Origin of the sequence: Chryseobacterium ginsenosidimutans (assembly GCF_039536845.1) — a bacterium.
Classification (GTDB): Bacteria; Bacteroidota; Bacteroidia; order Flavobacteriales; family Weeksellaceae; genus Chryseobacterium; species Chryseobacterium ginsenosidimutans_B.
Genome location: NZ_BAAAZJ010000016.1, coordinates 317969 through 343695 on the forward strand (window position 1 = coordinate 317969; position 25727 = coordinate 343695).

General features: G+C 33.5%; 24 protein-coding genes and 4 tRNA genes. 13 read left to right on the forward strand and 15 right to left on the reverse strand.

The window, feature by feature from the left end; genetic code table 11:
• From ABD745_RS20980 to ABD745_RS21000, 5 genes are all read right to left on the reverse strand, one after another.
• Positions 1-752, reverse strand: a 752-nt coding sequence (locus tag ABD745_RS20980; protein ID WP_344834830.1) for a GLPGLI family protein, incomplete at its 3' end; no start/stop codon positions are given.
• Between the two features lie 21 nt (positions 753-773).
• The gene (locus ABD745_RS20985) at positions 774-1340 is read right to left on the reverse strand and encodes a sugar O-acetyltransferase (protein WP_344834831.1); all 567 of its coding nucleotides are present in this window, start codon (positions 1338-1340) and stop codon (positions 774-776) included.
• A 112-nt stretch (positions 1341-1452) separates the two neighbouring features.
• On the reverse strand, positions 1453-2352 hold the full coding sequence (locus tag ABD745_RS20990; protein WP_344834833.1) for a GLPGLI family protein: 900 nt from the start codon (positions 2350-2352) through the stop codon (positions 1453-1455).
• Positions 2353-2470: 118 nt separating this feature from the next.
• Complete coding sequence (locus ABD745_RS20995) at positions 2471-4336, reverse strand: M56 family metallopeptidase (RefSeq protein ID WP_344834835.1); 1866 nt, start codon at positions 4334-4336, stop codon at positions 2471-2473.
• Between the two features lie 5 nt (positions 4337-4341).
• Positions 4342-4707 carry a BlaI/MecI/CopY family transcriptional regulator gene (locus ABD745_RS21000; RefSeq protein WP_047401776.1) on the reverse strand — a complete coding sequence of 122 codons (366 nt, stop codon included), beginning with the start codon at positions 4705-4707 and terminating at the stop codon, positions 4342-4344.
• A gap of 338 nt (positions 4708-5045) precedes the next feature.
• Here ABD745_RS21000 and ABD745_RS21005 point away from each other — a divergent pair, with 338 nt between their 5' ends.
• The 3 genes from ABD745_RS21005 (at position 5046) to ABD745_RS21015 (ending at position 6554) form a co-directional block, all read left to right on the forward strand.
• Positions 5046-5627 (forward strand): hypothetical protein, encoded by a 582-nt coding sequence (locus tag ABD745_RS21005; protein WP_344834838.1) that lies wholly within the window; start codon positions 5046-5048, stop codon positions 5625-5627.
• Between the two features lie 143 nt (positions 5628-5770).
• Complete coding sequence (locus ABD745_RS21010; RefSeq protein ID WP_344834841.1) at positions 5771-6223, forward strand: carboxymuconolactone decarboxylase family protein; 453 nt, start codon at positions 5771-5773, stop codon at positions 6221-6223.
• Positions 6224-6347: 124 nt separating this feature from the next.
• Positions 6348-6554, forward strand: coding sequence for a hypervirulence associated TUDOR domain-containing protein (locus tag ABD745_RS21015; protein ID WP_344834844.1), 207 nt, complete (start codon positions 6348-6350; stop codon positions 6552-6554).
• 130 nt (positions 6555-6684) lie between these two features.
• Here the strand turns inward: ABD745_RS21015 and ABD745_RS21020 are convergent.
• The 4 genes from ABD745_RS21020 to ABD745_RS21035 form a co-directional block, all read right to left on the reverse strand.
• Positions 6685-6757, reverse strand: a tRNA-Met gene (locus tag ABD745_RS21020).
• A 39-nt stretch (positions 6758-6796) separates the two neighbouring features.
• Positions 6797-6869: transfer RNA gene (locus tag ABD745_RS21025), tRNA-Met, on the reverse strand.
• A 39-nt stretch (positions 6870-6908) separates the two neighbouring features.
• Positions 6909-6981: transfer RNA gene (locus ABD745_RS21030), tRNA-Met, on the reverse strand.
• A gap of 39 nt (positions 6982-7020) precedes the next feature.
• Positions 7021-7093: transfer RNA gene (locus tag ABD745_RS21035), tRNA-Met, on the reverse strand.
• Between the two features lie 101 nt (positions 7094-7194).
• On the opposite strand from ABD745_RS21035, the gene ABD745_RS21040 reads away from it, so the two are divergent.
• The 4 genes from ABD745_RS21040 to prmC are packed head-to-tail and all read left to right on the forward strand — an operon-like array spanning position 7195 to position 10223.
• Positions 7195-7806, forward strand: coding sequence for an L-threonylcarbamoyladenylate synthase (locus ABD745_RS21040; protein ID WP_047401773.1), 612 nt, complete (start codon positions 7195-7197; stop codon positions 7804-7806).
• A 43-nt stretch (positions 7807-7849) separates the two neighbouring features.
• Positions 7850-8551, forward strand: a complete 702-nt coding sequence (locus ABD745_RS21045) for a CPBP family intramembrane glutamic endopeptidase (RefSeq protein WP_344834848.1) — start codon at positions 7850-7852, stop codon at positions 8549-8551.
• Between the two features lie 4 nt (positions 8552-8555).
• Positions 8556-9314 (forward strand): peroxide stress protein YaaA, encoded by a 759-nt coding sequence (yaaA, locus tag ABD745_RS21050; protein WP_344834851.1) that lies wholly within the window; start codon positions 8556-8558, stop codon positions 9312-9314.
• A complete protein-coding gene (gene prmC / locus ABD745_RS21055; RefSeq protein WP_344834853.1) occupies positions 9315-10223 on the forward strand; it encodes a peptide chain release factor N(5)-glutamine methyltransferase in 909 nt (302 codons plus the stop codon).
• A gap of 12 nt (positions 10224-10235) precedes the next feature.
• Here the strand turns inward: prmC and ABD745_RS21060 are convergent, their stop codons facing one another.
• Positions 10236-10610, reverse strand: a complete 375-nt coding sequence (locus ABD745_RS21060; RefSeq protein ID WP_047401770.1) for a helix-turn-helix domain-containing protein — start codon at positions 10608-10610, stop codon at positions 10236-10238.
• A 238-nt stretch (positions 10611-10848) separates the two neighbouring features.
• Between ABD745_RS21060 and ABD745_RS21065 the strand changes: the two genes are divergently transcribed.
• From ABD745_RS21065 to ABD745_RS21075, 3 genes are all read left to right on the forward strand, one after another.
• On the forward strand, positions 10849-11103 hold the full coding sequence (locus ABD745_RS21065; RefSeq protein WP_344834855.1) for a bacteriocin-like protein: 255 nt from the start codon (positions 10849-10851) through the stop codon (positions 11101-11103).
• Positions 11087-12469: a TlpA family protein disulfide reductase gene (locus tag ABD745_RS21070; protein WP_344834857.1), complete on the forward strand. Its 1383-nt coding sequence runs from the start codon at positions 11087-11089 to the stop codon at positions 12467-12469. The genes ABD745_RS21065 and ABD745_RS21070 overlap by 17 nt, the downstream gene beginning before the upstream one ends.
• Positions 12470-12973: 504 nt before the next feature.
• Positions 12974-15472, forward strand: coding sequence for a pectate lyase family protein (locus ABD745_RS21075; protein WP_344834860.1), 2499 nt, complete (start codon positions 12974-12976; stop codon positions 15470-15472).
• Positions 15473-15600: 128 nt separating this feature from the next.
• Here the strand turns inward: ABD745_RS21075 and ABD745_RS21080 are convergent, their stop codons facing one another.
• Genes ABD745_RS21080 through ABD745_RS21100 form a run of 5 tightly spaced genes read right to left on the reverse strand, consistent with a single transcriptional unit; the run spans position 15601 to position 21862 of the window.
• Positions 15601-16254 (reverse strand): rhomboid family intramembrane serine protease, encoded by a 654-nt coding sequence (locus tag ABD745_RS21080; protein WP_344834863.1) that lies wholly within the window; start codon positions 16252-16254, stop codon positions 15601-15603.
• A gap of 9 nt (positions 16255-16263) precedes the next feature.
• A complete protein-coding gene (locus ABD745_RS21085; RefSeq protein WP_344834866.1) occupies positions 16264-16827 on the reverse strand; it encodes a hypothetical protein in 564 nt (187 codons plus the stop codon).
• A gap of 19 nt (positions 16828-16846) precedes the next feature.
• A complete protein-coding gene (locus tag ABD745_RS21090) occupies positions 16847-19438 on the reverse strand; it encodes a DNA gyrase/topoisomerase IV subunit A (protein ID WP_344834869.1) in 2592 nt (863 codons plus the stop codon).
• A 7-nt stretch (positions 19439-19445) separates the two neighbouring features.
• A complete protein-coding gene (locus tag ABD745_RS21095) occupies positions 19446-19922 on the reverse strand; it encodes a hypothetical protein (RefSeq protein WP_344834871.1) in 477 nt (158 codons plus the stop codon).
• A 50-nt stretch (positions 19923-19972) separates the two neighbouring features.
• Complete coding sequence (locus ABD745_RS21100; RefSeq protein ID WP_344834874.1) at positions 19973-21862, reverse strand: DNA topoisomerase IV subunit B; 1890 nt, start codon at positions 21860-21862, stop codon at positions 19973-19975.
• A gap of 283 nt (positions 21863-22145) precedes the next feature.
• Here ABD745_RS21100 and ABD745_RS21105 point away from each other — a divergent pair, with 283 nt between their 5' ends.
• From ABD745_RS21105 to ABD745_RS21115, 3 genes are all read left to right on the forward strand, one after another.
• Positions 22146-22865 (forward strand): LytR/AlgR family response regulator transcription factor, encoded by a 720-nt coding sequence (locus ABD745_RS21105; protein ID WP_344834875.1) that lies wholly within the window; start codon positions 22146-22148, stop codon positions 22863-22865.
• 125 nt (positions 22866-22990) lie between these two features.
• Positions 22991-24151 (forward strand): T9SS type A sorting domain-containing protein, encoded by a 1161-nt coding sequence (locus ABD745_RS21110; protein ID WP_344834877.1) that lies wholly within the window; start codon positions 22991-22993, stop codon positions 24149-24151.
• Between the two features lie 290 nt (positions 24152-24441).
• Positions 24442-25662 carry a T9SS type A sorting domain-containing protein gene (locus tag ABD745_RS21115; RefSeq protein ID WP_344834879.1) on the forward strand — a complete coding sequence of 407 codons (1221 nt, stop codon included), beginning with the start codon at positions 24442-24444 and terminating at the stop codon, positions 25660-25662.
• Positions 25663-25727 lie beyond the last annotated feature (65 nt).

The window sequence follows — 25727 nt, forward strand, 5'->3', positions numbered from 1 at the left end:
TCCAGCTTATTTCCTTTTTCATCTGTCATTATTATTTTAGTTCCACTTGCAAGCATTTGTCGCATTCCTTTTGTAGGATTAATCCGGTAGTCAAGGAACTGTTTTTTATATTTTTCTTGATTTAAAGGAATTAATGCTCCGAATCTATGATTTTCTTCCTGACTTTTCCATTCCTGATCTTTTAAATTTTTAATTTCTTTTAAAATAAAAGAATGTGAATTAGTCTTATCTTCAAGCTTAACAATTAAACCCGGTAATCCATGAAATTTATACGGCCCGTCCTGAATCGGGATATCTGTAACAAACCACGCAGTCCATTTTCTTCCGGCAAAATCTGTTGTTGCTTTTTGTGCATTAAATTCACCAACTTTCTCTTTTTCCATTAAAATTTTCCAGTTCAATTTCCTTTCATCGGAAACTTTATATTCATCCATATCCAAACGATTGAAAAACAAAATTTTATAGTCAGGATAGGACTTTTCTACAACATACGGTATCATTCCGAACTTAATTTTAGAAAAATCTCTGTTCTGATTTTTAGACTGAGCCTCGATCACTGAATCTGAAATAAATTTGTCTTTGCTGTAAAATTTCGAACCTTTCTTAGAAACATCAAGAAATATCGATTCAGTTTTAGATTCATCTTTTTTTGTAGAATCTGAAACAAATTTGTACTCATAAACAAATCGTTTATTTTGAGCATTGATAAGCATTGTTAAAAAAAATACAAAGATAAAAGCTATTTTCTTCATTATTATTTATTTCGTTTAATCTTAATTTTCATTAATAATATTCTTCACAACTTTACATGGATTTCCCACTGCAACTACGTTATCAGGAAGGTTTTTTGTAACAACGCTTCCCGCCCCGATTACAGAATTATTTCCGATAGAAATTCCAGGAAGAACAACCACATTTCCGCCAAACCAGACATTATCTCCTACTTTAATAGGATGAGCCGACTCCAAACCTTCGTTTCTCTGTTTAACGTCAATTGGGTGATTAGCTGTGTAAAAACTGCAATTCGGACCGATGAAAACATTGTCTCCGAAAGTGACTTTTGTACAATCCAAAATAACAAGATTATGATTGGCATAAAAGTTTTCTCCGACTTCGATATTGTAGCCATAATCGCACCAGAAATTCGGTTCTATACAGATATTTTCTTGCGTTTTTCCTAGAATTTTTTTAATTAAAAGGTTTCTTCCTTCAGAATCAGAATTTTTCAGTTGATTGTATTCTAAGCAAAGATCTTTAACGGAAATTCTTTCATTAATCAGTTCCTGATCGTAATTGGCATTATATAAAAGTCCGTTCTCGCATTTTTCCTTTTCTGTCATTTTGATTTAGTTTAGATTTTGTGATTCGTATATTTTTTGATTTTAAAGATAACAAAAACAAAACAGGATGAAAATAACTTTCACCCTGCTTTTTCAAGAATATTTTTTGTTCTTATTTTACTAAATCCGGTTCAATAGGATTATTATTTTTTGCTAAAGATTCCTTTGTTCTTTTTTCCATTTCTCTGAAAACCTGGTTAGGATCTGAAATTTCTTTCCCGTCTGAGCTTCTTACTTTAAAAGATACTTTTGAATTTTCTGTATTTCCCATCATCATTTGTCTCATGTTTTTAGTAGGATCATTTACATAATCTTTCCAGACTTTTTTGTACTGCTCTTTTGTTACTTCAATTTCTTTTCCGCCGATTCCCATCACTCTTACGTTCCCGGGCATTTCCAGTTCTTTTTGTTGGGCAGGAGCTTCTATTTTTTTATTTCCGACTAAAGTTATGATGTGCGAACCTGTTGTGTCCTCCAATTTCACGATTAATCCCGGAAGTCCGTAGAATTTGTAAGGTCCGTCCTGAAAAGGGATATCTGTTGTGAACCACGCAATCCATTCTCTTCCGCCGTAATTTGCGGTTGCTTTCTGAGTATTGTATTCTCCTATTTTTTGTTTATCAGAAAGAATTTTCCATTCCGGCTTTTGATCTTCTTTTACTTTATACTGATCTGTAGAAACTCTTGTAAAAAGGTAAGTTTTAAAATCCGGGTACGATTTCATGACTTTATAAGAAGTTGTTCCCGGGCTTTCTCTTCTGTTGACACTGATACTTCCGCCGCCGCCTTTAATTTGCTTCTGAATTTCTGCCATCGAAGTAGAATCTGCCACAAATTTGTCCCGGCTATAATAGCTTGATCCGTTTTTATCAATATCCAAAAACATCATTTCCTTCTTCACATCTTCTTTATTATTAGAATCCGGAATAGATTTGTATTCATAAAAAAAACGATTGATCTGTGCGTTGGTAAGCACCCCTAAAAACAAAAAGAGTAAAATGCTATTTTTCATACGTTGTATTTTAAGTTTAAATAAGAAAAGCTTTGTCAATAAGTTGGTTTAAAATTCAAAATTTGAGGTTTGAAATTTTATGTTTACTGACAAAGCCTATAATTGGAACTTTATATAATTAATTTTTTGTTTCGATTCTTATTTCTCCCGAACTGTCGCCGTCTTTTGATCTTTTATTGACGTTCATATTTTTGATTTTATTTGGTTCCAAAGCTTCCAGTTCTTGTTTTGTCACTTCTTTCCCATCAATATAAAATTTCATATTATTCATGTCTCCGGTATACTTTTTCAGACCTGCTCCTGCAATAATTTTGACATTATCATTCATCGTCATTACCCTTGTCTTGTCGAATTTCATCGGCTTAAAAGTATTACTAGTATTGCCGTAAATATATACTCTTCGATCACCATCTAAAGCTCTTCTTTCTGCATTTAGCTTAGCTCTCTCAACTTCAAGTTTGGCTCTTTTTTCATCCAGCTTTGCTCTTTCTTTCTCTAATTTCGCTCTTTTTCTAGCTGTAGAGGCTGATTCCTTCTCTCTTCCTGAAGATTTAAAAATCATGTCGGAATCTGGAGACCATTTCATATCCTTTACATCTTTGAAAGTATACACTTTTACTTTAGGAGCATTTGGTGCATTCGGAGAACTTGGCGGTGGTGGCGGAGCATCCGGGAAATCAATATTTATTTCAGGAATATCAGGGATTTCTACATTAATATCTTCAATTTCTCTTACTTTATCTTTCCATTCTTTTGATTTGAAATAATCATTGATATTAATATCTTTACCATCCATTTTGATTACCATCGCAGATTTTAGGAAATCCTGAGAACTTGCAATCTTTCCAATTTCTCCTGATAATTTCCCTATTTCTTCTAAATTCTTACTGTAATCTTTACTTTCAGGTTTAAGGTTTTTTAAGGTTTCACTTTTTTCCTGAATTTTTTTACTCAGATCAGCAATTTTCTTATCATCTTCTGCTCTTTTATATACTCTTGGAGTAACTATAACATTGTTTTTGGATGAATCCGGAGTGATCGTATCTTTTTTTATCGTGATATGATCATCCTTTTTGATTTGAGAAACCGCTTTCTCAATTTCTATATTGGTTGCTTTAATTTCTGTATTCTTAGCATTTACCAGGTAGGCGAAAGCTACCGAAAATAGGACAGGCAATGCAAAAATTCTACGCGCATACCCGAATTTGGTGTTAGGTTTTTGTAACATTTTTAATCGTTTTTTAAGGTTTGAACTTAAGAACGGACTTGTCGCAGGCAACTGGTTTCCGGAAAAGTGGCTTGCTAAAAGCATCTGCGCAAATGCTTTTGTGTCCGATTGTTTTACGGCTTTTTTATCAGCCAAGTATTCGTGAATTAAACTAATTTCTTTTTTAATGATATGAAAAAAAGGATTGAACCAGAAAACAGAGGTAATGATCTCAATAAAAATTTTATCGAATGAGTGTTTCTGCTCTATATGCACCATTTCGTGCTTTAAAATCTGTTTTCCGACTTCAGAGTTCAACATAATGGAACTCTTCCAGAAAAGGTTTTTAAAGTAAGAAAACGGAGCTTCAGTAAGGTTTGTATGGTAAAAATTGATACCGTCGAAACTTTCTTTCTGAAATTGACTTTTAAGCTGTTGGATTCTGAAAATCCCGTAGATAAACCTTCCTAAAAAATAGAAAGAAGCCAATCCCAAAGCTGAAAAAATAATTCTAAAATAAATGTAGTCATTGTTTGAGTTTTTAGTTGTATTAAAATTCTGTACTTTATCTATTAGCTTATATATGTCACTGCTTACTTCAATTGTAAAGTCTTCAACCTTTATTAAAGGAAGCAACAACGATATCAGCATCGCCGACAAAAGATAAAATCTGTTGTAGTGATGAAATGTCTTGTCTTTTAAAGACAACTGATAATACAAAAACATTACACCAGAACATAAAATTACTTTTCCGAAGTATAGAAGTACAGTTTCCATAGTTGTTAATTTTTCTTTTTAAGTTCGTCTAATAGCATTTCAAGATCTTCTACCGTCATTTCATTCTTTTCTACCAAGAAAGAAACGGCGCTTTTATATGAACCTTTAAAATAATTTTTTACAAGACTTTTCATTGTTTTTCCCGAGTACTGCTCCTGGGAAATCAATGGAAAATACTCGTGCTGTCTTCCGTAAACACTGTAGTCTACGAATTCTTTTTCCTTCAGCACTTTCAAAATAGTAGAAACTGTATTGGTGTGAGGCTTTGGTTCAGGGAAAAGATCAAGAACATCTTTTAGAAATCCTTTTTCCAGTTTCCATAAATACTGCATCACCTGCTCTTCTGCTTTTGTTAAAGTCTGAATTTTCATATCCTTTTCATTTTATCATTAATTGTGACATAAAATTTTCACTTAATTCTATATCACTAAGAAATTAGTTATACAAATGTAGAAATAAAATCATTTGAAACAACTATTTTTTTAGTGATAAACTTAAAACCAATATAACTAATTGAAAATCAAATAAATAATTTTTATTAAAATATGTTAAATTTTTAATATACTTAATTTATTGTCTGTTTAATCGACAGAAAAATCTTTGTTTACAAAAGAAATTCTTAAAACTTGTTAAATTTTATTAAATAAAATTAAAATCTATTTGTTTAAACCGAGAAAATATATTTATTTTAGTGCTTTAAAAATTTCTCATGAAAAGATATAATCTGTTAATTGTACTATTACTACTTATTTTTAACGTTACTACGGCTCAAAAGAAAGGTTCTCCTGCTGCGGATTTCAGTGCAGTAAGAGAGGCTAAAGCTAAAATCGAAAATACAGTTCCATTAGTTATCAAGCATTTAAAGGAGATCAGCGAAAAGGAAAATGATCCAAATATTCTCACCAACGGCAAAACAGCTTTGGCAAAAGAATATGGAAAAATTGATCTGGAATGGCGTTTATACAGAGGGAATATGAATAACTGTATTCTAAATAACTCTTCTAAAAAAGCTAAAAAATGTATGGAGTATCATAACTCTATGTTCAGAGGTACAATGATTAATTATAACAACTACATCACAAACCTTACAAGAAAGAACGGATATCTTGGTGTAGAAGGTGATACAAAATTTGAATTTAATCCTGCTGAAATCTCTACAAAACTAAGCGAATCTTATTTCAACGGAAGCGATGCTTCAGGAAGAATGAAAGGAAGTCAGAAGAAAGAATTTCTAGGTCAGACAACAGCTGATGATTATGCTCTTACGCCTTATAATCAACTGGCACAATAATTATTTATTAAATGATATTTTAAATCCTGCTTTTTATGAGCGGGATTTTTTGTTAGAAATAATTATATATTTTTTTTCCAAAGTTTGTCCAAAATTTAAAATTCGGTTGTCATTAAAGTATAACAGTTAAAATATTATATTTTATGGAACCAAGAATCAATTTATTCGAAAAAGGAAAAAAAGCAATCACTCCAATTTTTGGAATTAATCAGTATCTAAAACATTCTTCTATTGACAGACAATTAATGGAGCTTATCGATTTCAGAATTTCTCAGATCAATCAATGTGCTTACTGCCTAGACATGCACTCAAAAGAACTTCGTGCAATGGGTGAAACAGAGCAGCGTCTTTACGGTTTAAGTGCCTGGAGAGAAACTCCATATTTCACAGACAGAGAAAGAGCAGCTTTTGAATATGCTGAGGCGGTAAATGCTCTTCACGTCTCTGATGAAGTGTATGAAAATACCAAAAAACAATTTTCTGAAGAAGAAATTATCGATCTTACGCTGGTTGTAAATACTATTAATGTTTGGAACAGATTCAATATTGCTTTCCGACAAGTTCCCGGAGATTATCAGGTAGGAATGTTTGGATAGAATATCCCCAAATTTAGATTTGATTTATTAAAAAAGAGAACCACATTGTGATTCTCTTTTTAGTTTTCATGATATAATTATTGGCACAATAGATGTTCTTTTCAGATATATTTAATCTTTGAAAATGATTGCATTCAAAAAAGGAGATATGGTAAAATGGAGGTTCAGCAATGGTGAAACTCACGGAATTATTATCAAAATTCATACAAGAGATTTTGTTTTTATGAACAGGCAACGACGTGCTTCAGAAGAAAATCCGCAATATGAAGTAATGAGTGAAAAAACAGGTAAGAAAGCCGTACATAAATCTTCTGCCCTCAAAAAGATTTGAATTGATTTAAATATCAGTTAATATCCTCATTATTTCAAGATAGATTAAATTATGATAAAATCATTTTAATTCACAACTAAGAGAAATAAAAAAAGAGGATTCCAAAAATTTGAAATCCTCTTTAAAATAGTAGCGGGAACCGGACTCGAACCGATGACCTTCGGGTTATGAGCCCGACGAGCTACCTACTGCTCCATCCCGCGGTATATTTTTTAAAACGCTACCGACAAACGTTTAATTAGTAGCGGGAACCGGACTCGAACCGATGACCTTCGGGTTATGAGCCCGACGAGCTACCTACTGCTCCATCCCGCGGTATATTTTTAGAATGTTTACCGAAAACACTTAGCTTAGTAGCGGGAACCGGACTCGAACCGATGACCTTCGGGTTATGAGCCCGACGAGCTACCTACTGCTCCATCCCGCGGTATATTTTTTAAAACGTTACCGACAAACGTTTAATTAGTAGCGGGAACCGGACTCGAACCGATGACCTTCGGGTTATGAGCCCGACGAGCTACCTACTGCTCCATCCCGCGATATTGGACTGCAAATGTACGACTATTTTTTGAAAATCCTAATTTTTCTTTTAAATAAAGGACTTTTATGAAAACTATTTTAATATTCGTATCTTTGAACTATGGCAAAAATATTAAAAATTTACCCTGATAATCCTCAGGAAAACCTTATCAATGAGGTTATTAAAACGCTAAATAACGGTGGATTAATTATTTATCCTTCAGATACGATCTACGCCCTTGGATGTAATATTTTTGATGTAAAAGCCATGGAAAAACTGGCTCAGATAAAAAAAATCAAATTAGAAAAGGCTCAGTTCTCTATAATTTGTAATGATCTGAGTCATCTTTCAGATTTTACAAGACCGATAGATACGTCCGTTTTCAGGTTTTTGAAAAGCCATCTTCCAGGACCTTTCACATTTATTCTTGATGCCAATAAAAGTTTACCATTGGCTTACAAAGGTCACAAAACAATTGGTATTCGTGTTCCGGATCATCCGATTCCTCAGTTGATTGTTGAAAAATTGGGACATCCGATTGCTTCAACTTCTATTAAAGATGATGATGAAGTTCTAGAATATTCTACAGATCCCGAACTGATCGCAGAAAAATATGATAATTTGGTAGACATCGTGATCGATTCCGGTTATGGAGATAACATCGCTTCAACGATTGTTGATCTTACTTCCGGAGAACCTGAAGTTATCAGACAGGGAAAAGGAACGATTTAGTATTATTAATGGTAAATAAATTGTCAATTTTTGCATTGATAGTATGAATCTTAACGGAAAATATTCTTGGGGAATTTTGCTGACCTTTGTCTTGTTGGCTTCAGTGATGTTGTATATTTTTCCTTTTATTAATATAATAACAGGGACTACAAATATCACAGCTGAAAAATTTTTCTATTCCAGAATTGCTATCTGGTTGGTTTTAGCCATCACCTTTCTTTATAGTTTTTTCATTGAAAAACATTCTTTTTTACTTTGGAAAAACAAAAAATATTCAGTGTTATTTTACATTGGCGCTGTAGTTTGCCTTTATTTTATTTGTGCAATTGGAGGAGCACTTTTAAATGGGGTGATCTTTCTTATTACGCATGAAAAAATAAGTGATAAACTCATTCAGCTACAATCTATCTTTAAAAACAATTATTTTTTAATTATTTTTACTTGCCTAACTGCGGGCGTTGTAGAAGAGGTTTTAATGAGAGGTTACATCCAGCCCAGAATTGAAAAAATATACAACAGTCCGGTTTTAGGAGTCATGATCTCCGCAATTTTATTTGGAATTCTTCATAGCACCTACGGAACGATTGGTCAGGTTGTAGGACCTTTCTTTATCGGGATCGTTTTTGCTGTATTTTATAAATTATATTCGAATATTAAAATCATTATCATTTGCCATTTTCTATTTGATTTTGTGTCTTTAATGGTCATGAATTTTATTGATATTAAACATTTATCTGCATTTTAACATTATGAAAATAGTAACATCTCCTGCTAAATTAATGAATGTAGAAAATTCAACTGATCTGTTGAAATCTACTACCCCGAAATTCATTGAACAGGCAGAATTTATACAATCTTATTTAAAACACAAGTCACCAAAATACCTTTCCGAATTAATGGAAATTTCGCCAAAACTGGCAGACGAAAACTGGGAAAGAAACCAAAAATGGAAGGCAAAACCAACCGCAAAAGAATCTGCTCCTGCAATGTTCGCTTTTACAGGCGAAGTTTACAGAGGTTTAGATGCCAAAACACTTGATAAAACGGCAGTTGATTATCTGCAGAAAAATTACAGAATGCTTTCCGGATTGTACGGTTTACTGAAACCTTCCGACAAAGTAATGCTTTACCGACTGGAAATGGGAAGACCTTTCGAGTTTGATGAATACAAGAATCTTTACGAATTTTGGAGAGAAAAGATTACTGAGCAGCTTAATTCTGAAATGAAAAAAAATGAAATTCTTCTCAATCTCGGAAGTAACGAATATTTTAAAGTAATCGACCGTAAAAAACTGAATCACAAAGTAATTGATTTCGATTTCTATGAATTGAAAGAAGGAAAACTGAAAACGATTGTGGTTTATACAAAGCACGCAAGAGGTTTGGTAGTAAGGTTCTGTGCCCAAACCAATGCTCAGATATTGGAAGATGTGAAAGCCTTCAATTATGAAGGTTACAGAATTGATGAGGAAAAATCGACGGATACAAAACTGGTTTTTACAAGATAAATGACGATTTCAGAATTTAAAACATACTTTAAAACAGAACTTTCCGGGTTATATACAGATTCGGAAAGTGCGTTTTTGTCATCAATCTTCATTGAAAAAATTACCGGATTCAGCAGCTTTGATCAGAGAAAACTTTCAGATCAGGAGTTAGTGATTGATGATGAAAAAAAACTTTTAAAACTTATTTCAGAATTAAAAACCAGTAAACCTTACCAACAGATTTTAGGTGAAACAGAATTCTACGGAATGACCTTTTTTGTTGATGAAAATGTCCTGATTCCTCGTCCGGAGACAGAAGAATTACTAGAGTTCGCGATAAAAAAAATTAGATCTTCTGTTATTCAGAACGAAATGAAGTGGAGTGAAAAATCTACAATAGATTCCTCATCCCTTGGAATGACAAACAACCCGTTGAAAATCCTCGACATCGGAACCGGAAGCGGAATTATTCCTCTGGTTTTAAAGAAACATTTCTCTCAGGCCGAAGTTACTTCGATCGACTTTTCAGAAAAAGCTTTGGAAACGGCCAGAAAAAATGCAGATTTTCATCAGCTTCAAGTTAATTTTATTCATGCTGATTATCTGAATTTCGATTTGAATCAAAACTTTGATATCATCATTTCGAATCCACCTTATATCGGCATTGATGAAGAATATGAAATTGCCGATTCTGTCAAGGAATTTGAACCGAAAATGGCACTCTTCTCTCCCACTTCTGATGCTTTGATTTTCTATAAGAAAATCGCAGAAGATTCCAAAAAATATCTGAATAAAGACGGACTTTTATTTTTGGAAATCAATCAGAAATTGGGTCCTGAAACTTTGGAATTATATGTTGATGGTTTCTCTGAAGCAGAATTAATAAAAGATTTATCTGAAAATGACCGATTTATTTTTGGAAGGAAATAAAATAATTGCTCATTATTTTATCTTTAATTTTAGCGTTTCATTTTCTTCCTTTAAACTTTCGATTTCCTTTTCTAATTTTTCGATATATTTTTTCTGAGTTTCTATAAAGAAATCCGGGATATTGGAATAATTAATATTACTTCCTGCATGATCATGAAAAGTAGAATTTTCAAATTGAAATGAAAATTTTGCATCCTCTTCTTTAATGTCTTCCACTGGGACTTCTAATGTTTTTGCCAGTTTTTCCCATTCGTCATCAAAAATCTTTACTTCCCCGCGTTCTTTTCGGGAGTAATTTGAAGTATCTGTTCCTAATATCTTTGCCATTTTTTCTTGAGATATGCCTTTCTGTTTTCTTAGATTTTTTAATTTTTCCTGAACTATCATTGTGTAATTATTTATACAAATATGCAAAATGTGTACACATTTTACAAGAAAAATGCAAAAAAATTGCAAATTTTATTTCCCTCCCATTGAGTTTTAATTTTTAGTTTTGATCTATTCAACGTTGACAAAAACTTTTAAGAAGTTGTTTGTATGTGCACAATACAAATATAGGCTTAAAATCCCCATGTCAGGGTTTGTATGACAAAAAATAATTTATAAATTTAAGCAATTTAAACAGATGAAAAATTTGAAAAAACTTTCGAGAAATGATTTGAAAAATGTAATTGGCGGCAAATTACTTGGCGGCGGAGGATCATGCAGAATTAGTGTTCAATATGCAGGTGGAGGATATGGCGTTTTCGATACTCCTACAAGTGGTTCTTGCTCAAACCAACAAACACAAGCTAATACTCAGTGTCTTAATTTAATAGGAAATCCTAATAGCGGAACAAGATGTTCTTATGATTGTGGTTGCGATGGATATGGACATTAAAAGAATTGGGAAGAATATATTATTCTTCCCATTTATACTATTCACATTTATTAATTGTCAAAAAAATGATAGTTTTAGTAAAAATGAGATAAAATCACAAAAAATTGACACATTGAATGTAATTACAAATGTTTCATTTTTTGATACAGGAACATTTGCTTTAAACAGTCTCATAAATCAGAGAAATTTTAATTTTAGTATTTCAGGAACAAGAAAAAATGCAAAAGAAAGTAAGAAAATAACCTTAACAAAACCAACAATTTTTGAGTCTTATGCGCTTGTAAATGGGAAAGCTAAAGTTCAAAGATATTTTGTTTTCAGTAAAAATGACACACTAAAATTTGAATTTCATAAAGATGGTTCAGTATATAAAGGAAATAAAAATAATGCTATTTTAAATACTCTAATAGCAGATAATATTGTTTATTCCATTGAGGAACCCGATAATTCTGTTAATTATATAGAATTACTTAAAAAAAAATATGAAGATAATTTAAGAATAATTAAGCAAAATTCCATTCATTATACAGATTTCCAGTATACTGCTATAAATGATTACTTAAAGCTATATTTTTATTATAAGCTTTTTAATGTGGATTTTTCAAAAATTAGAGATCCTAAAGTGATTGAAGAACTTGATAGTTATTATAATATAGTTAATAACAATATTCAAATATTAGATAAACTGAATGCTGTACAGAATAAAGGTTTAATTTTTAATTTATTGCGTTATATATCATTTAAAAAGAGAAATCCCAAAATAATAGATAATTTACAGTTTCTTGATAAAAAATTATATAAAACAGAAGCTTTAGACGGTTTTTTATTAGATTATATAGAATACGATTACACTCTAAGCCAAAATGAGATAATTAATATAAAAAAATATATTAAAAAAAATCCTCTTAATGCAGAGATTATTAATAAAAGACAAAATCTTTCTAAAGATATTTTAGATTCAAATATTGAAGATGTTACATCAACGAAAATTATTTTTAAAAATATACTATCAATAAAAGCGGAGAAACTAATAATTATAGATTTATGGGCAACTTGGTGTGTACCATGTTTAAGTGAAATGCCAGAATGGAAAAAAGCACAGCAAAAATATACAGGTAAGATAAAATTTATTAGAATAAGTATAGATCAAGATCAAAAAAAATGGCATACATTTTTAGCAAAACAAAAAGATACAGACATAAATTACATTATATCGAATCCTAATCATCCTTTCATTGGCTATTTTAAAGTCAACTCTATACCAAGATTCATTTTATTGAATAAAAATTACGAAGTCATTTCTGATGATTTTTTAAGACCTTCTAATCCAAATTTCAACCAAGAAATTGAAGAATACATAAAGTAATAAAATATATAGTAGAGAAATTTGATAAACAAAAAAAGTCAGCAGAATTTACTAACTCTAACTTTATTGTTGACATTTTTTAATGCAGATCAACAATATAAAAATTCCCACCAAAACAGTTTATTTTCGAGAAGAATAGAAAGAAACATTTCAATTTTGTTGACAGTTCATAAAGAACCTTGAAAAATTGACGTCATAAATCATAAAAACCGGTTGTTTTTATCGGTTATTTTTTTTGCTTTTTAAATATGCATTTCACAATTAAGCAATTTTTTTATTCAATGATTCACTTTTTCGGAAAGCAAATTTAAACCCGGTTCCTTTGGTTATACGATTAATATATTTTCAATAAAAGTCCCGAAAACATTTTTAATAAAGAGAAATCCAACAAATTTTAAACAAATTCCACAACACAAAGAATCATATAAAATATTTATATATATTTACGTGTAATCGATTACACATTATCAAATCAATTTTAAATCAATCAAAAAATTACTAATCATGAAAAATACACTATCATTTTTTATGCTCGTTTTTGGATATATTTTCCTGACAGCACAGGTTACGATTACACAAGCCACAGGCTGGCTGGAATCTGCTTATGTAAAATGGGCTCCTGTAAGCGGAGCCGACAGTTATAAAGTTTATTATACCGGAGGTGGCTCAACAGATAAGATTATTGACACCCAATTAATAAGAAGTTACGGTTCATATTTCAGGGCAGATATTTTAGGTTTAAGTCCCGGAAATTATACCATCAAGGTTGCACCCGTAACAAATAATGTAGAAGGAACGGCAACAGTTTCAAGTTCGGTAACGGTTTTACCACATGACAGAAACGGATTTGCGCACAGTAACGGGCGAATTCCCGGTGCTTATAATCTCGACGGAACTTTGAAAGCCAATGCTGTCGTTCTCTATATCACTCAGAATAGCAAAAATACTGTTTCCATGAATGTTACAGGAGCTACAGCCAATCCTTGTGTCGGTTTGCAGACTATTCTGGATGGCTTTAAAAAAGGATACGACACCCGTCCTTTAGCCATAAGATTTATAGGAAATATTACGGATCCAAGTTATTTATTAAACGGAGATGCGGTTGTAGAAAATAAAAATATTGCGGCAAGTTCGATCACTCTTGAAGGTGTTGGTTCGGATGCTTTAATTAACGGCTGGGGAATCAGAATCAAAAATGCGACGAATATTGAAGTCCGAAATCTTGGTTTCATGCTGACAGATGCTGCAGAAGGTGATAATTTAAGCTTACAGCAAGACAACAGCTATATCTGGGCTCACAACTGTGATCTTTTCTACGGAAAACCGGGAAGCGATGCAGATCAGGTGAAAGGTGACGGAGCTTTGGATGCCAAAAAATCAACATATGTAACTTTCTCGTACAATCACTTTTGGGATAACGGAAAAAGCTGTCTTTTAGGTTTAAGCGAAGGAACAACTGCCGGATTATATATTACTTATCATCACAATTGGTTCGATCATTCAGATTCCAGACATCCGAGAATCAGATACTATTCTGCTCATGTCTATAATAATTATTACGACGGAAATTCTAAATATGGTGTAGGTTCTACGTTAGGATCATCAGTTTTTGTAGAAGGAAATTATTTCAGAAATGCAAAATATCCTATTCTTACCTCAAAACAGGGAACAGATGTAGCGAATGGTGCAACCGGAACTTTTTCCGGAGAAAACGGCGGCGTGGTAAAAGCTTTTAGCAATTATATGATCGGGCAAAATGCTTTTGTTCCGTACAATGCAACAACAGCAGCAAATCAGTTTGATGCATATGTTGCCTCTGCAAGAAATGAAGTTTTAGGAACAAATATTAAAGCCTTCCAGGGAAATGGAACGTATAATAATTTTGATACCGATACCTCATTGTATGTGAATGCTTTGGTTCCGGATTCACCAACGGCTGCGAAAGATAAAGCAACACAATATTCGGGAAGAGTCTCAGGCGGAGATATCAACTGGACTTTCAACAATGCAGTAGATGACACTTCTGATACTGTGAATACAGGATTAATGGCAGTTCTGCAGAATTATATTTCGTCTTTAGTTTCTGTACAGGGAGAAACAGCGGTTGCAGCAAGTACACAAACATTGCTTATTGCTTCCAATAATGATCAGACTGTAGCTTCCGGAAACGCAATCTCACCGATGGTTTTCACTTGGGGCGGAACAGCAACTGATGCAACTGTGACGGGACTTCCGGCTTCAGGAATTAGTTTTGTTAAAAATACAACAGCAAAAACGATCACCGTTTCAGGAACTCCGACGGCGGATTTAGATTTTACAGTAACAACTGTTGGTTCTACAGGAACTCCGGTTTCGGGAATGGGAAGCATTTCGGTGACAGCCACAGGAACAAATCCTCAGGGAAATGAAATTCATAATTTCACAACTTCTAATTTAACCAGCTCATTCTACACATTTACCTCAGCAAACATCAATTCTACTGATGGAAGTGCAACCTATGACGGATTAACTTTAACCAAAAGATTAAAAATAGAATCTGCAACAGGAATCACTTATACGACTTCTGCCCAGTCTTCCTTAACGCTTGTTTTCGATCCTGCTTTCAGCGGAACAATTAAGGTGGATAATGTTTCTTATACAGCTTCTTCGGGCGTTGTGACGATTCCAAATGTACAGGCTGGTTCACATTCTATCACAAAAGGAAGTGTGGCGAATCTTTTCTATATTAAAACTCAATATTCTTCTGCAACAGTTTTGGCGACTAAAGAAAATAGTATTTCGGAAAAATTAAAAGTTTATCCCAATCCCGTTGAAACATCTTTCAATATTTCAACTCCGGAGACAGTTGAAATGGTAAACATTATTAACAATGCAGGTGAAACCGTAAAAACAATCAGAGGAAATAATAAAAATATAAATATAAGCGATCTAACCAGCGGAACATATTTCGTTCAGATCAAAACCAATAAAGAAACTATTCATCAGAAAATCATTAAAAAGTAAATAAAATCAGGTCTTTAAACATTTAAGTTTACCGTCTCAATTTTTTGGGGCGGTTTTTGTTTTTTTAATCAAAAGAGCAATGAATTTTTAAATCCATTGCCCTTATATTCTAAATTAGATCAATTCTTTTATCCTATTCTTTTCCTTACAAAAATCTCGTAGCTTAAATAAACCAATGGAAGCGCCATAATTCCAATATATAAAGAATTTGCCATTGCTTCCTGCGGCTGATTGGCAACTGCATATACCAAACCGAAAAACGCTCCTCCCAAATGCGCTGCATGACCAATGTTATCGTGCTCTCTTGGGTTCAACATCATATAAACCGAATATCCGAAATAAACCAGTCCGAAAATATATCCCGGAATTGGAATTGGAATAAAAAACATATAAATTCCAATATTGGGAATCATTGCAATAGAAGCAAATAAAATCCCGGAAACTCCTCCACTCGCACCAATTGCAGAATACCAAGGCTGTTTTTGATAAATAAATAATGAAAAAATATTACCTAATAATATTGATCCAAAATAAATAATCAGAAATCCCAGATTTCCAAAACCCTCAATAACAACCGGACCAAAGAAATACAGTGTTAACATATTAAACACCAAGTGCATAATATCCGCATGGAGAAAACCTGCAGAAAGCAAACGGATGTATTCCTTTCTGTTCAGGATTGCTCCTACGCTGAACTTATATTTTTCAAAATTACTGCTTCCATTGGGTGCAACAAAGCTTATGATTGCAGTAATTGCTATAATTAGTATTAAAATGTTCATTTGTCTTTTTTATTTAATTTTTTGAATGGTAAGCTCTTTAGAATCTCCATTTTCTGAAGGAATCATTCTGCTTTTGATGTAAAATTTACCGTCTTTGCTATACAAAAAGTAATCCAAATCTATTCCCGTATCTTCTCCTTCTGAAATAATTTCAGGTAAAAATTTAATCTCATTATTTTCATTGCCTATTTTTCCAAAACTCCCGTAAACATGGTGCATTCCTACCTTTACAGTATCATTTGGTTTTTCATACCAAAGATAGAAATGTCCGTCTTCGGAAGAATCAAGAATCAACTTTACTTTAAGTTTTGTCCCGTCATTTTCCCCTGCATAATCGATATAATCTAAAAAATATTCTCCTTTCCATTTTTCGAAATCTTTTTCATCAACCTGATCGTAATCCAGATCAGATTTAGTGCTTTCGGAATCAACAGATTCTTCAGCTTGAGATATTTTAGCTGAATCAGCAGTTTTATTGGTTGAAACTACAGTTGTTTCCTTTTTAAATTCCTTCTTTTTACAGGAAAAACTTATAACGGAAACTAAAATAACAGGAAATAATATTCTTTTCAATTTGTGTTTTTTATTTTAGTTATGCTTCATTATCCCCGTCATCACTTTGGAATAAATCGCCGATTGTACCTCCATCATCATCACCTTCTGTACGTTCCGGTTCCTCATAAACTTCAGGTTCCTCTTCTTCCGGTTCCGGAATGTTGATATTAATTGATTTTACTTTGAATTTGGTGAACTGATTTCCAATTGCTTTGATTCCTTTTACCCCGATAAATTCATCAATATTTACCGTTTCAGGATCGCGGTCTTTACCTTTGTCTTTAGCAAAAATAATTTCGGCAGTCGCACCATTCGAAACGATTACATTTTCTATAAATGATTTTGAATGTTCCGATGGCATGAAAGTCTGTACATTTGGGCTATTTTCGAATAAAAATCTCTTAATGAAATAGATATCCTTTTCCCCGTCAAAATAAATACACGTTACAGGCTGATTTGGTCGCCATTTTTCAAGCACTAAATATTCATCATCAAAACGGTTTCCAAGATCGAAAGATATTAATTTCGCTTCTCCGTTTGTATTGATCGTCAATATTTTATCATCACCTTTAAAACTGCCCAACAATGTTCCTCTCCCATCTGCGTTTAATCTTCTTACAGTATCGTCAAACCAGATTTTTCTCGGTGCCAAAGTAGAAACTCCCTCTTCTTTCAGGTCTACTTTTTTTATCGAATATTTTGTGACCAAATTTCCCTTTGAATCACGGCCTTTAATAGCCAACTCTGAGAAATCAATATCCATTTTATTCTTTCTGATTCTTGGATTTGGTTTCAGAAGAACACTTACCGTTTCCGCTTCACCATTAGGATTTGCTGAAAAATAAAGCGTTTCCGAACCTTTTTTATCTGAAGCTAAAGGATAATCGGTATTTCTTGTGACACCTGTTACAGAAAAACGTTTCATATAATATGGTCCGTCGCGTCCTTCACGATAGATCATGTTGTAAACCGTTCTTTTATCATTTTTCTTGAAAATTGCAACATGTAAAATATCTTTTCCGATGAAAGTTTTCGCTTCAACTTTTACCACTTTCATACTTCCGTCTTTTCTGAAAGTAATGATGTCGTCGATATCTGAACAATCGAATAAATACTGATCTTTTTTCAGGGAAGTTCCGATGAAACCTTCCTCAAAATTGGCATAGAATTTCTCATTCGCAACGGCAACTTTTGTAGCATCAATTGTATCGAAAATTCTAAGTTCAGTCTTTCTCTGTCTGTCTTTTCCGTATTTTTTCTGAATATTTAAATAATAATCAATAGCATACTGAATAAGATTTTCCAAATGATGTTTTACCTGCTCGATTTTACCTTCAAGCGCGGCAATATTTTCTTTAAATTTATCTAAATCGAACCTTGAAATTCTCTTGATTCTGATTTCCGTTAATTTTAAAATATCTTCTTCCGTTACAGATCTTAAAAGATGTTTTGTATGAGGTTTTAACCCCTCATCGATTGTTTTTATGACATCTTCCCAAGTTTCAACTTCTTCAATATCGTGATAGATTCTGTTTTCAATAAAAATTCTTTCCAGTGAAGAAAAATGCCAACTTTCCTGTAACTCGTGAAGCTCAATCTCCAGTTCTTTTTTAAGCAACGAAACCGTGTGATCCGTATTTCTTCTTAAAATCTCAGAAACATTCAGGAACATCGGTTTATCACCAACAATTACACAGGCATTCGGAGAAATCGTAACCTGACAATCGGTGAAAGCATACAGCGCATCGATCGTTTTATCAGGCGAAGAATCATTAGGAAGATGAATCAGAATTTCTACTTTATCTGATGTATTATCTTCAATTTTTTTGATCTTAATTTTACCTTTTTCATTGGCTTTCAAGATCGAGTCAATAAGATCACCGGTATTTTTAGAAAAAGGCAGCTCGGTAATCATCAAAGTATGCTTGTCGACCTGAATGATTCTTGCTCTGGCTCGTACTTTTCCACCTCTGTGACCGTCGTTGTATTCTGAAACATCCAAATAACCTGCCGTTAAAAAGTCCGGGAAAAGCTCAAACTTTTTACCTTTAAGATGAGCAACGGATGCATTAATTAATTCATTAAAATTATGCGGAAGAATTTTCGTAGAAAGACCAACTCCGATTCCTTCAACTCCCTGAGCCAAAAGCAGTGGGAATTTTACCGGTAAATCGATCGGTTCGTTGTTTCTGCCGTCATAAGATTTTGCCCATTCCGTAGTTTTTGGGTTGAATACAACTTCCAAAGCGAAAGGTGTTAGTCTTGCTTCGATATATCTCGCTGCCGCCGCTGAATCACCTGTGTAGATGTTTCCCCAGTTTCCCTGAGTATCAATCAAAAGCTCTCTCTGCCCGATTCCTACCATCGCATCGGTAATTGAAGCATCACCATGAGGGTGATATTTCATGGTATTTCCTACGATATTGGCAACTTTATTGTAACGTCCGTCTTCCAGCTCTCGCATGGAATGCATAATTCTTCTCTGAACAGGCTTAAAACCATCATAAACTGACGGAATTGCCCTATCTAAAATTACATAAGAAGCATAATCTAAAAACCAGTCTTTGTAAAGTCCGGAAACTTTTTTTAAGCTCTCACCATCATTATGTGAGTATTCTTCTGTCATCATTTATATATTAGCTCTTTTTCTGTTTATTAGCTTTAACTACTTTATTTAAGGAGAATTTTAAATCATTAATTTCCTTTCTTGATAAATATGAAACTTCATATTTCAGCATTGTGGAACCACTATTTTTGCTTGAGATCGTAATATATAATCTCTTTACAAAGAAAATATCAATTACCTCAAAGTTCAACAGTTTGTACTTTGGAAATTCATCACTTAATGGCTTGTGCAAAAAAGGAATGATATCTCTGTTTCTGAAATGAAGTGCTTCTCCGTCACTGTCATATTCAAAAATCTGTCTTCCATTAAGATAAGAAAATACTACTAAAAAGACCGGAATAATGATCAATAATGAACTTTCCCATCCTAAAATATTAAATCTATACTCTTCCAACAGATAAGCTCCTACTCCGCCTATTAAAAACATAATAATCAGGGTATTTACGAAGCTGTAAACCGAAGCTTTATTACGGTTACTAAGTCTCATATTATTAATAGTTTGTGATTGTGTTTTTTTTCTTAAAATTATAACTTCAATTAATTTTCATCTATAATCTCACTTAATATTTCTTTTTTATTGATATCCGGATCTTCAACTACAAGATTTTCAAGGATAAACACCTGTCTGTCCGGAGTATTTTTACCCATATAAAACTCAAGCAACTGCTCAATGGTCTGGTCTTTACCTATTACTACAGGCTCCAGACGGATATCTTTCCCGATAAAATGCTTGAATTCGTCAGGAGAAATCTCTCCCAGTCCCTTAAATCGTGTAATTTCCGGATTTTTCCCCAATTCGTTCAAAGCTTTAATTCTTTCCAACTCTGAGTAACAATATCTTGTTTCTTTTTTATTTCTAACTCTGAATAATGGTGTCTGAAGAATATAAAGGTGATTATTCTTAATTAAATCCGGGAAAAACTGTAAAAAGAATGTAATCATTAACAGACGGATGTGCATTCCGTCGACATCGGCATCTGTTGCAATAATTACCTGATTATATCTAAGATCTTCTAAACTTTCTTCAATATTCAATGCTGCCTGAAGAAGATTGAACTCTTCATTTTCATATACTACTTTTTTCGTTAAGCCATAACAGTTCAACGGCTTACCTTTCAAAGAAAATACAGCCTGAGTTTCAACATCTCTGGATTTTGTGATCGATCCGGATGCAGAATCTCCCTCGGTGATAAAAATCTGGGTTTCCCCTTTTCTTTCGTTTTTCTGATCGTTGTAATGCTGCCTGCAGTCACGAAGTTTTTTATTGTGAAGAGAAACTTTTTTCGCTCTTTCTCTCGCCAGTTTCTGGATTCCGGAAAGTTCTTTTCTTTCTCTTTCAGAAATTAATATTTTTCTTTGAATCGCTTCTGCAATTTCCGGATTTTGGTGTAGGAAATTATCTAATTTACTTTTTAAGAAATCAATAATAAAAGTTCTTACCGTCGGTCCGTTTGGTCCCATGTCATTCGAACCTAATTTTGTCTTCGTCTGAGATTCAAAAACTGGTTCTTCAACATTGATGGAAATTGCTGCAACAATCGATTTTCTTACATCCGAAGCATCAAAAGTTTTATTAAAAAACTCACGGATCGTTTTTACATATGCTTCACGGAAAGCATTCAGATGTGTTCCTCCCTGTGTTGTATTCTGTCCGTTTACAAATGAAAAATACGTTTCTGTCTGAGATTTATCTGTATGTGTAATCGCAACTTCTATATCATTATCTTTCAGGTGAATGATAGGATATAATGTTTCATTTTCCAGCTCTTCATCCAGTAAATCTTTAAGACCGTTTTCAGAAAAGAAAGTTTCACCGTTAAAAAGAATTTTTAACCCCGGATTCAGGTAAGAATAGTTACGAAGCATTCTTTCGATGTATTCTTTTCTGTATTTAAAGTGAAGAAAAATATCAGCATCGGGAATAAAGGAAATTTCGGTTCCGTTTCTGTCGGAAGTATCCTTTTCTTCATGATCTTCCGTAATCAATCCACGGGAAAATTCGGCAATTTTCATCCTTCCGTCACGGAAAGACCGCACTCGGAAATAATCTGAAAGAGCATTTACGGCTTTTGTACCCACTCCGTTCAGACCAACTGATTTTTTGAAGGCTTTACTGTCGTACTTACCTCCGGTATTCATTTTTGAAACGGCATCTACCACTTTTCCTAGCGGAATTCCACGACCAAAGTCACGGATGGTAACTTTACCGTCGTCTACTTTTATTTCAATTCTTTTGCCCGATTTCATTCTGAACTCATCAATCGAGTTGTCGAGAATTTCTTTAAGCAAAATATAAATACCATCATCAGCAGACGAACCGTCTCCGAGCTTCCCGATATACATTCCGGGGCGCAAACGGATGTGTTCCTGCCAATCGAGGGTTCTGATATTATCTTCGGAATAGATCGGATTTATTTCTTGTGACATATGTAATTTCAGCAAACATACAAAAATACGAAATTGGCGAAAATTATCCGAATCTTTTAATTCATTTTTTATCAATATTTATTATTAAGTGTTGGATAGTTATTAATGAAACTCTATATTTACATTATTCAATAGTATGTGAATAACAGGATTTTAGTATTTTTTGACATTTATTAAACAAATTAATTAAATACTTAATCTCTTCCCTCCAAAACAATAAAAATAGATTAAACATGATTAAACGCAACTAACTATAAATTAAAAACCAAACCAAACTAACACCATGAAAAATCATTTACATGCCTGCATCATCGATGCCCAAGATGACGGCGAGTCTATTTCCCAACTTCTGAAAAATGAATTTCCTGAATTTGAAATCGATTTTCAGACCAACAGCATTCAATACGCTTCCGACTACCTAAGCAAAAATTCCCCGGATATTTTATTCGTCGATATTCAGTTAATAGATGAAACAGCGGTTAAAATTTTATCCAAATTCAGGCAAAATCCCTCACCAATCATTTTCATTACCGATTCCGAACAATCTGCAATTCAAGCTATTAAAAAAGGAATTACAGATTATTTATTAAAACCTGTAAAAAATATAGATTTTGTTCTCACTGTCAATAAAGTGATTGAAAATTTTAAAAAAAATAAAACTCTAATTCTTAATAATTCTATCCAGAATAAAATCAACCTTCCTACTCTTCAGGGTTTTAAAAGAGTAAATATCGATGAAATTATTCGCTGTGAAGCAGATTCAAACTACACATTCATTTATTTATTAGACAAAACCAAAGTAATGGTTTCCAAGACATTGTATGATTTTGAAAAAAACCTTTCCGAATATAATTTCTTCAGGATCCATCATAAACATTTAATTAATCTTGAACATTTAAAAGAATACATTAAAGGAAAAGGCGGGCAGGTTGTAATGGCAGACAATTCTGTTCTGGACGTTTCTATTCGTAGAAAAAATGAATTCTTACACAAAATAGCTTAATAATTCACACATAATTGAAAAATATCAACATCTGCTCATTTTTCAATTACAGTTAATCACTTATGATAGGCTTACGTTTAATGCTTTGATACTTTTGGAAAACAATCAAACATTATATTATCATTATGAAAAAAAGTCTATTTAACGCGAAAAACCTTATCGCAACAGCAATGATTTTCTCAACCGGAATGATGAACGCACAATGGTTAACTACAGGAAATGCAGGAACTACGACAGCAAGCTACGCCGGAACTACCGGTGCGACTGCATTTTATCTGAGAACAAACGGAGCCGCCGCGATTCCGGGACAGGCCATTCTTAATGAGTTCGGAAGCTTTATCGTTGACGGAGATAACAATACTAATATCGTAAAAACCAAAGGAAGTATTGCTGTAGGTGCAAGCAATAATCTTGGCGCAAATGCAGGAAGTTCAATTGTAAGTGGCTGGGGAAATAATCTGGCTGCCGGTGGAGGCGCAAACCTTATCGCTGGACAAGACAACGTTGTATTAAACAATGCAGGAAAATCAGTGGCTTTGGGATGGAAAAATGTCATTAGAAATGCCAATCAGTTTGCGATCGGGGTTGGAATTGATTTAACTAATTTTTATTCCGGAGGTTTCGGGGTTGATCTTGCTGCAACAGGCGATCGATCTTTCGTTATCGGGTCCGGAACAGGCGGCACAAAATTAACCAACAGTATTCCGCGTTCTATCATGTTCGGAATGTCTCCTACTTCTACCATGCTTATTGTAGATCAGTCAGTTGGAGTAAGAACCAATGCTCCGACCGCCAATTTCCATACTGTTGGAACTGTTCGTCTTCAGGGACTTCCAAGCGGATCAGGAAGAGCCTTGGTAGTTGATAATGACGGAAATGTAATGGTTGCAACAAGTATTATTACAAGGCAGGCAAATCAGAATGATGCAGATCTTCAGCTTCAGATCGATGAGCTTAAAAATGAAATTAAAGAGCTTAAAGATTTACTAAAACAGAATAAAATGAGCGTTGATCTTAGCTCAACTTCAAATGATCCAAAATTGTATCAGAACGTTCCAAATCCGGGAAGAGGTGAAACTACAATCAAATATTTCCTTCCAGATAATAGTAGAACAGCTTCCATCGGGATTTACAATATTTCAGGGCAGTTAATTAAAACAATCGATCTGAAAGAAAAAGGAAACGGAAGCATCAATATTTCCGGAATTCAGGGAGGTTCTTATGTTTACAACCTTACTGTTGACGGGAAAAATATTGATTCAAAAAAAATGCTGATCCAGAACTAACAGCATTATCTCTCTAATAAATTTTATTAAATGCACAGGACTGTCTTCGGACAGTCTTTTTATTTAACATTTATTAACAGAATATGAACACTTAATCAAAATATAAGCACACTTGCTTAGTCACCTTAGTGTGATATTGTATTTACTGATACTTTTATGTAACAAAATAAAAAAATAACCTGAAGAAAACTTAGTACAAACTAAAAACGGTGAAAACCAAAATCAAATTAAATGAGTATTAATTCTTAAAGTTTTTGTTGGTTTTTGATTTATAAAATCAATGTTTCATCATGGTAAGAATGTATTTTTTAGCCTTGTATCTTTTACTGGGAAGTTTTATGTTCGCACAAAACACCCCGCCTTGTTCAGATTTCAATGATCCTTCCAATCCTTATGGCAACTGGGCTCCTGCTCCTGCTCCAAACGGAAATGTAAGTGTAGGAGTTGGTTCTCCCAATGCTCTGGACGGATCACAATATCTTATTCTCAAAGATCTTTCCGGTGGGTCGTGGTATCAAAACTGGAAAGATTATCAATATCTCGGGAAATTCTTTTTAGGACAATGTATCTATTTTGATTTCTATCTTGAAAATGACAGTGGTTACGGAATGCCTTATCATCCAAACATTACCATTTCTGATGGCACAAACAGTGCAACTTTCGTAGCAAATATTACAGTAACTCCTGGAAGCGGCTGGGTGCGCGTGAAAGCTCCGATCCAGCTTTCAAGTGGCGGTGTTCTTCCGAGTAATTCTGACGGAGCATGGACAATGAGCCCTGTAAATGCAGCGGTTTTTGATAATATTATCATGAATACACAAGTAATCGGTATCTCTCCTGATATGACATCAACACAACAGGAAATTGTTTATTTTGATAACATTTGCGTAAAACCGTGTGAAGGCTGTAATGAATGTAATTCAAACTTCAAAATCCAGACAACAACAAGTACTTCAGGAAACTTTACAATTGCTCAGATCTTCCTTGAAAGCACAAATTCACCAAGTTTATACAAAGTAGATTGGGGCGATGGAACAGTGAGTGACGTGATGACTTCTCACACGTATACGAGTCCCGGATCTTACAAAGTTTGTGTGACTCAGTATGAAGGCGACAAACCAAAATGTACGACTTGTGTAGAAATCTGTATTCCAAAACCTTTCCAGGTGGGTAAAACTGCAGGTAACACAAATTTAACATCCCCTCTTAAAGAGATTGCAGCCATTGCAAGAGCCGAAATCGGAACTCCGAATGATGTGAAAGATTATACCTTGGTTCCAAATCCTGCTAAAAACTATGTGGATGTACAGATGAATCTTGCTAAAAAAGGAAATGTCTCTGTAAAAATCAGTGATATGTCCGGAAAAGCCATCATCGAAAAATCTGAAACAGTTGAAAACGGACGTCAAAGTATTAAGATTAATACAGAAAAACTAATTCAGGGAACTTATATGGTTGAAATAAAATCTGAAAACAAAACTTCTTCCCAGAAACTTTTGATTTCAAAGTAAGTGGTTGATATAAAATTCAAAGGAAAGGCTGTCTTTTTTAAGGCAGTCTTTTTATTTATGAATGA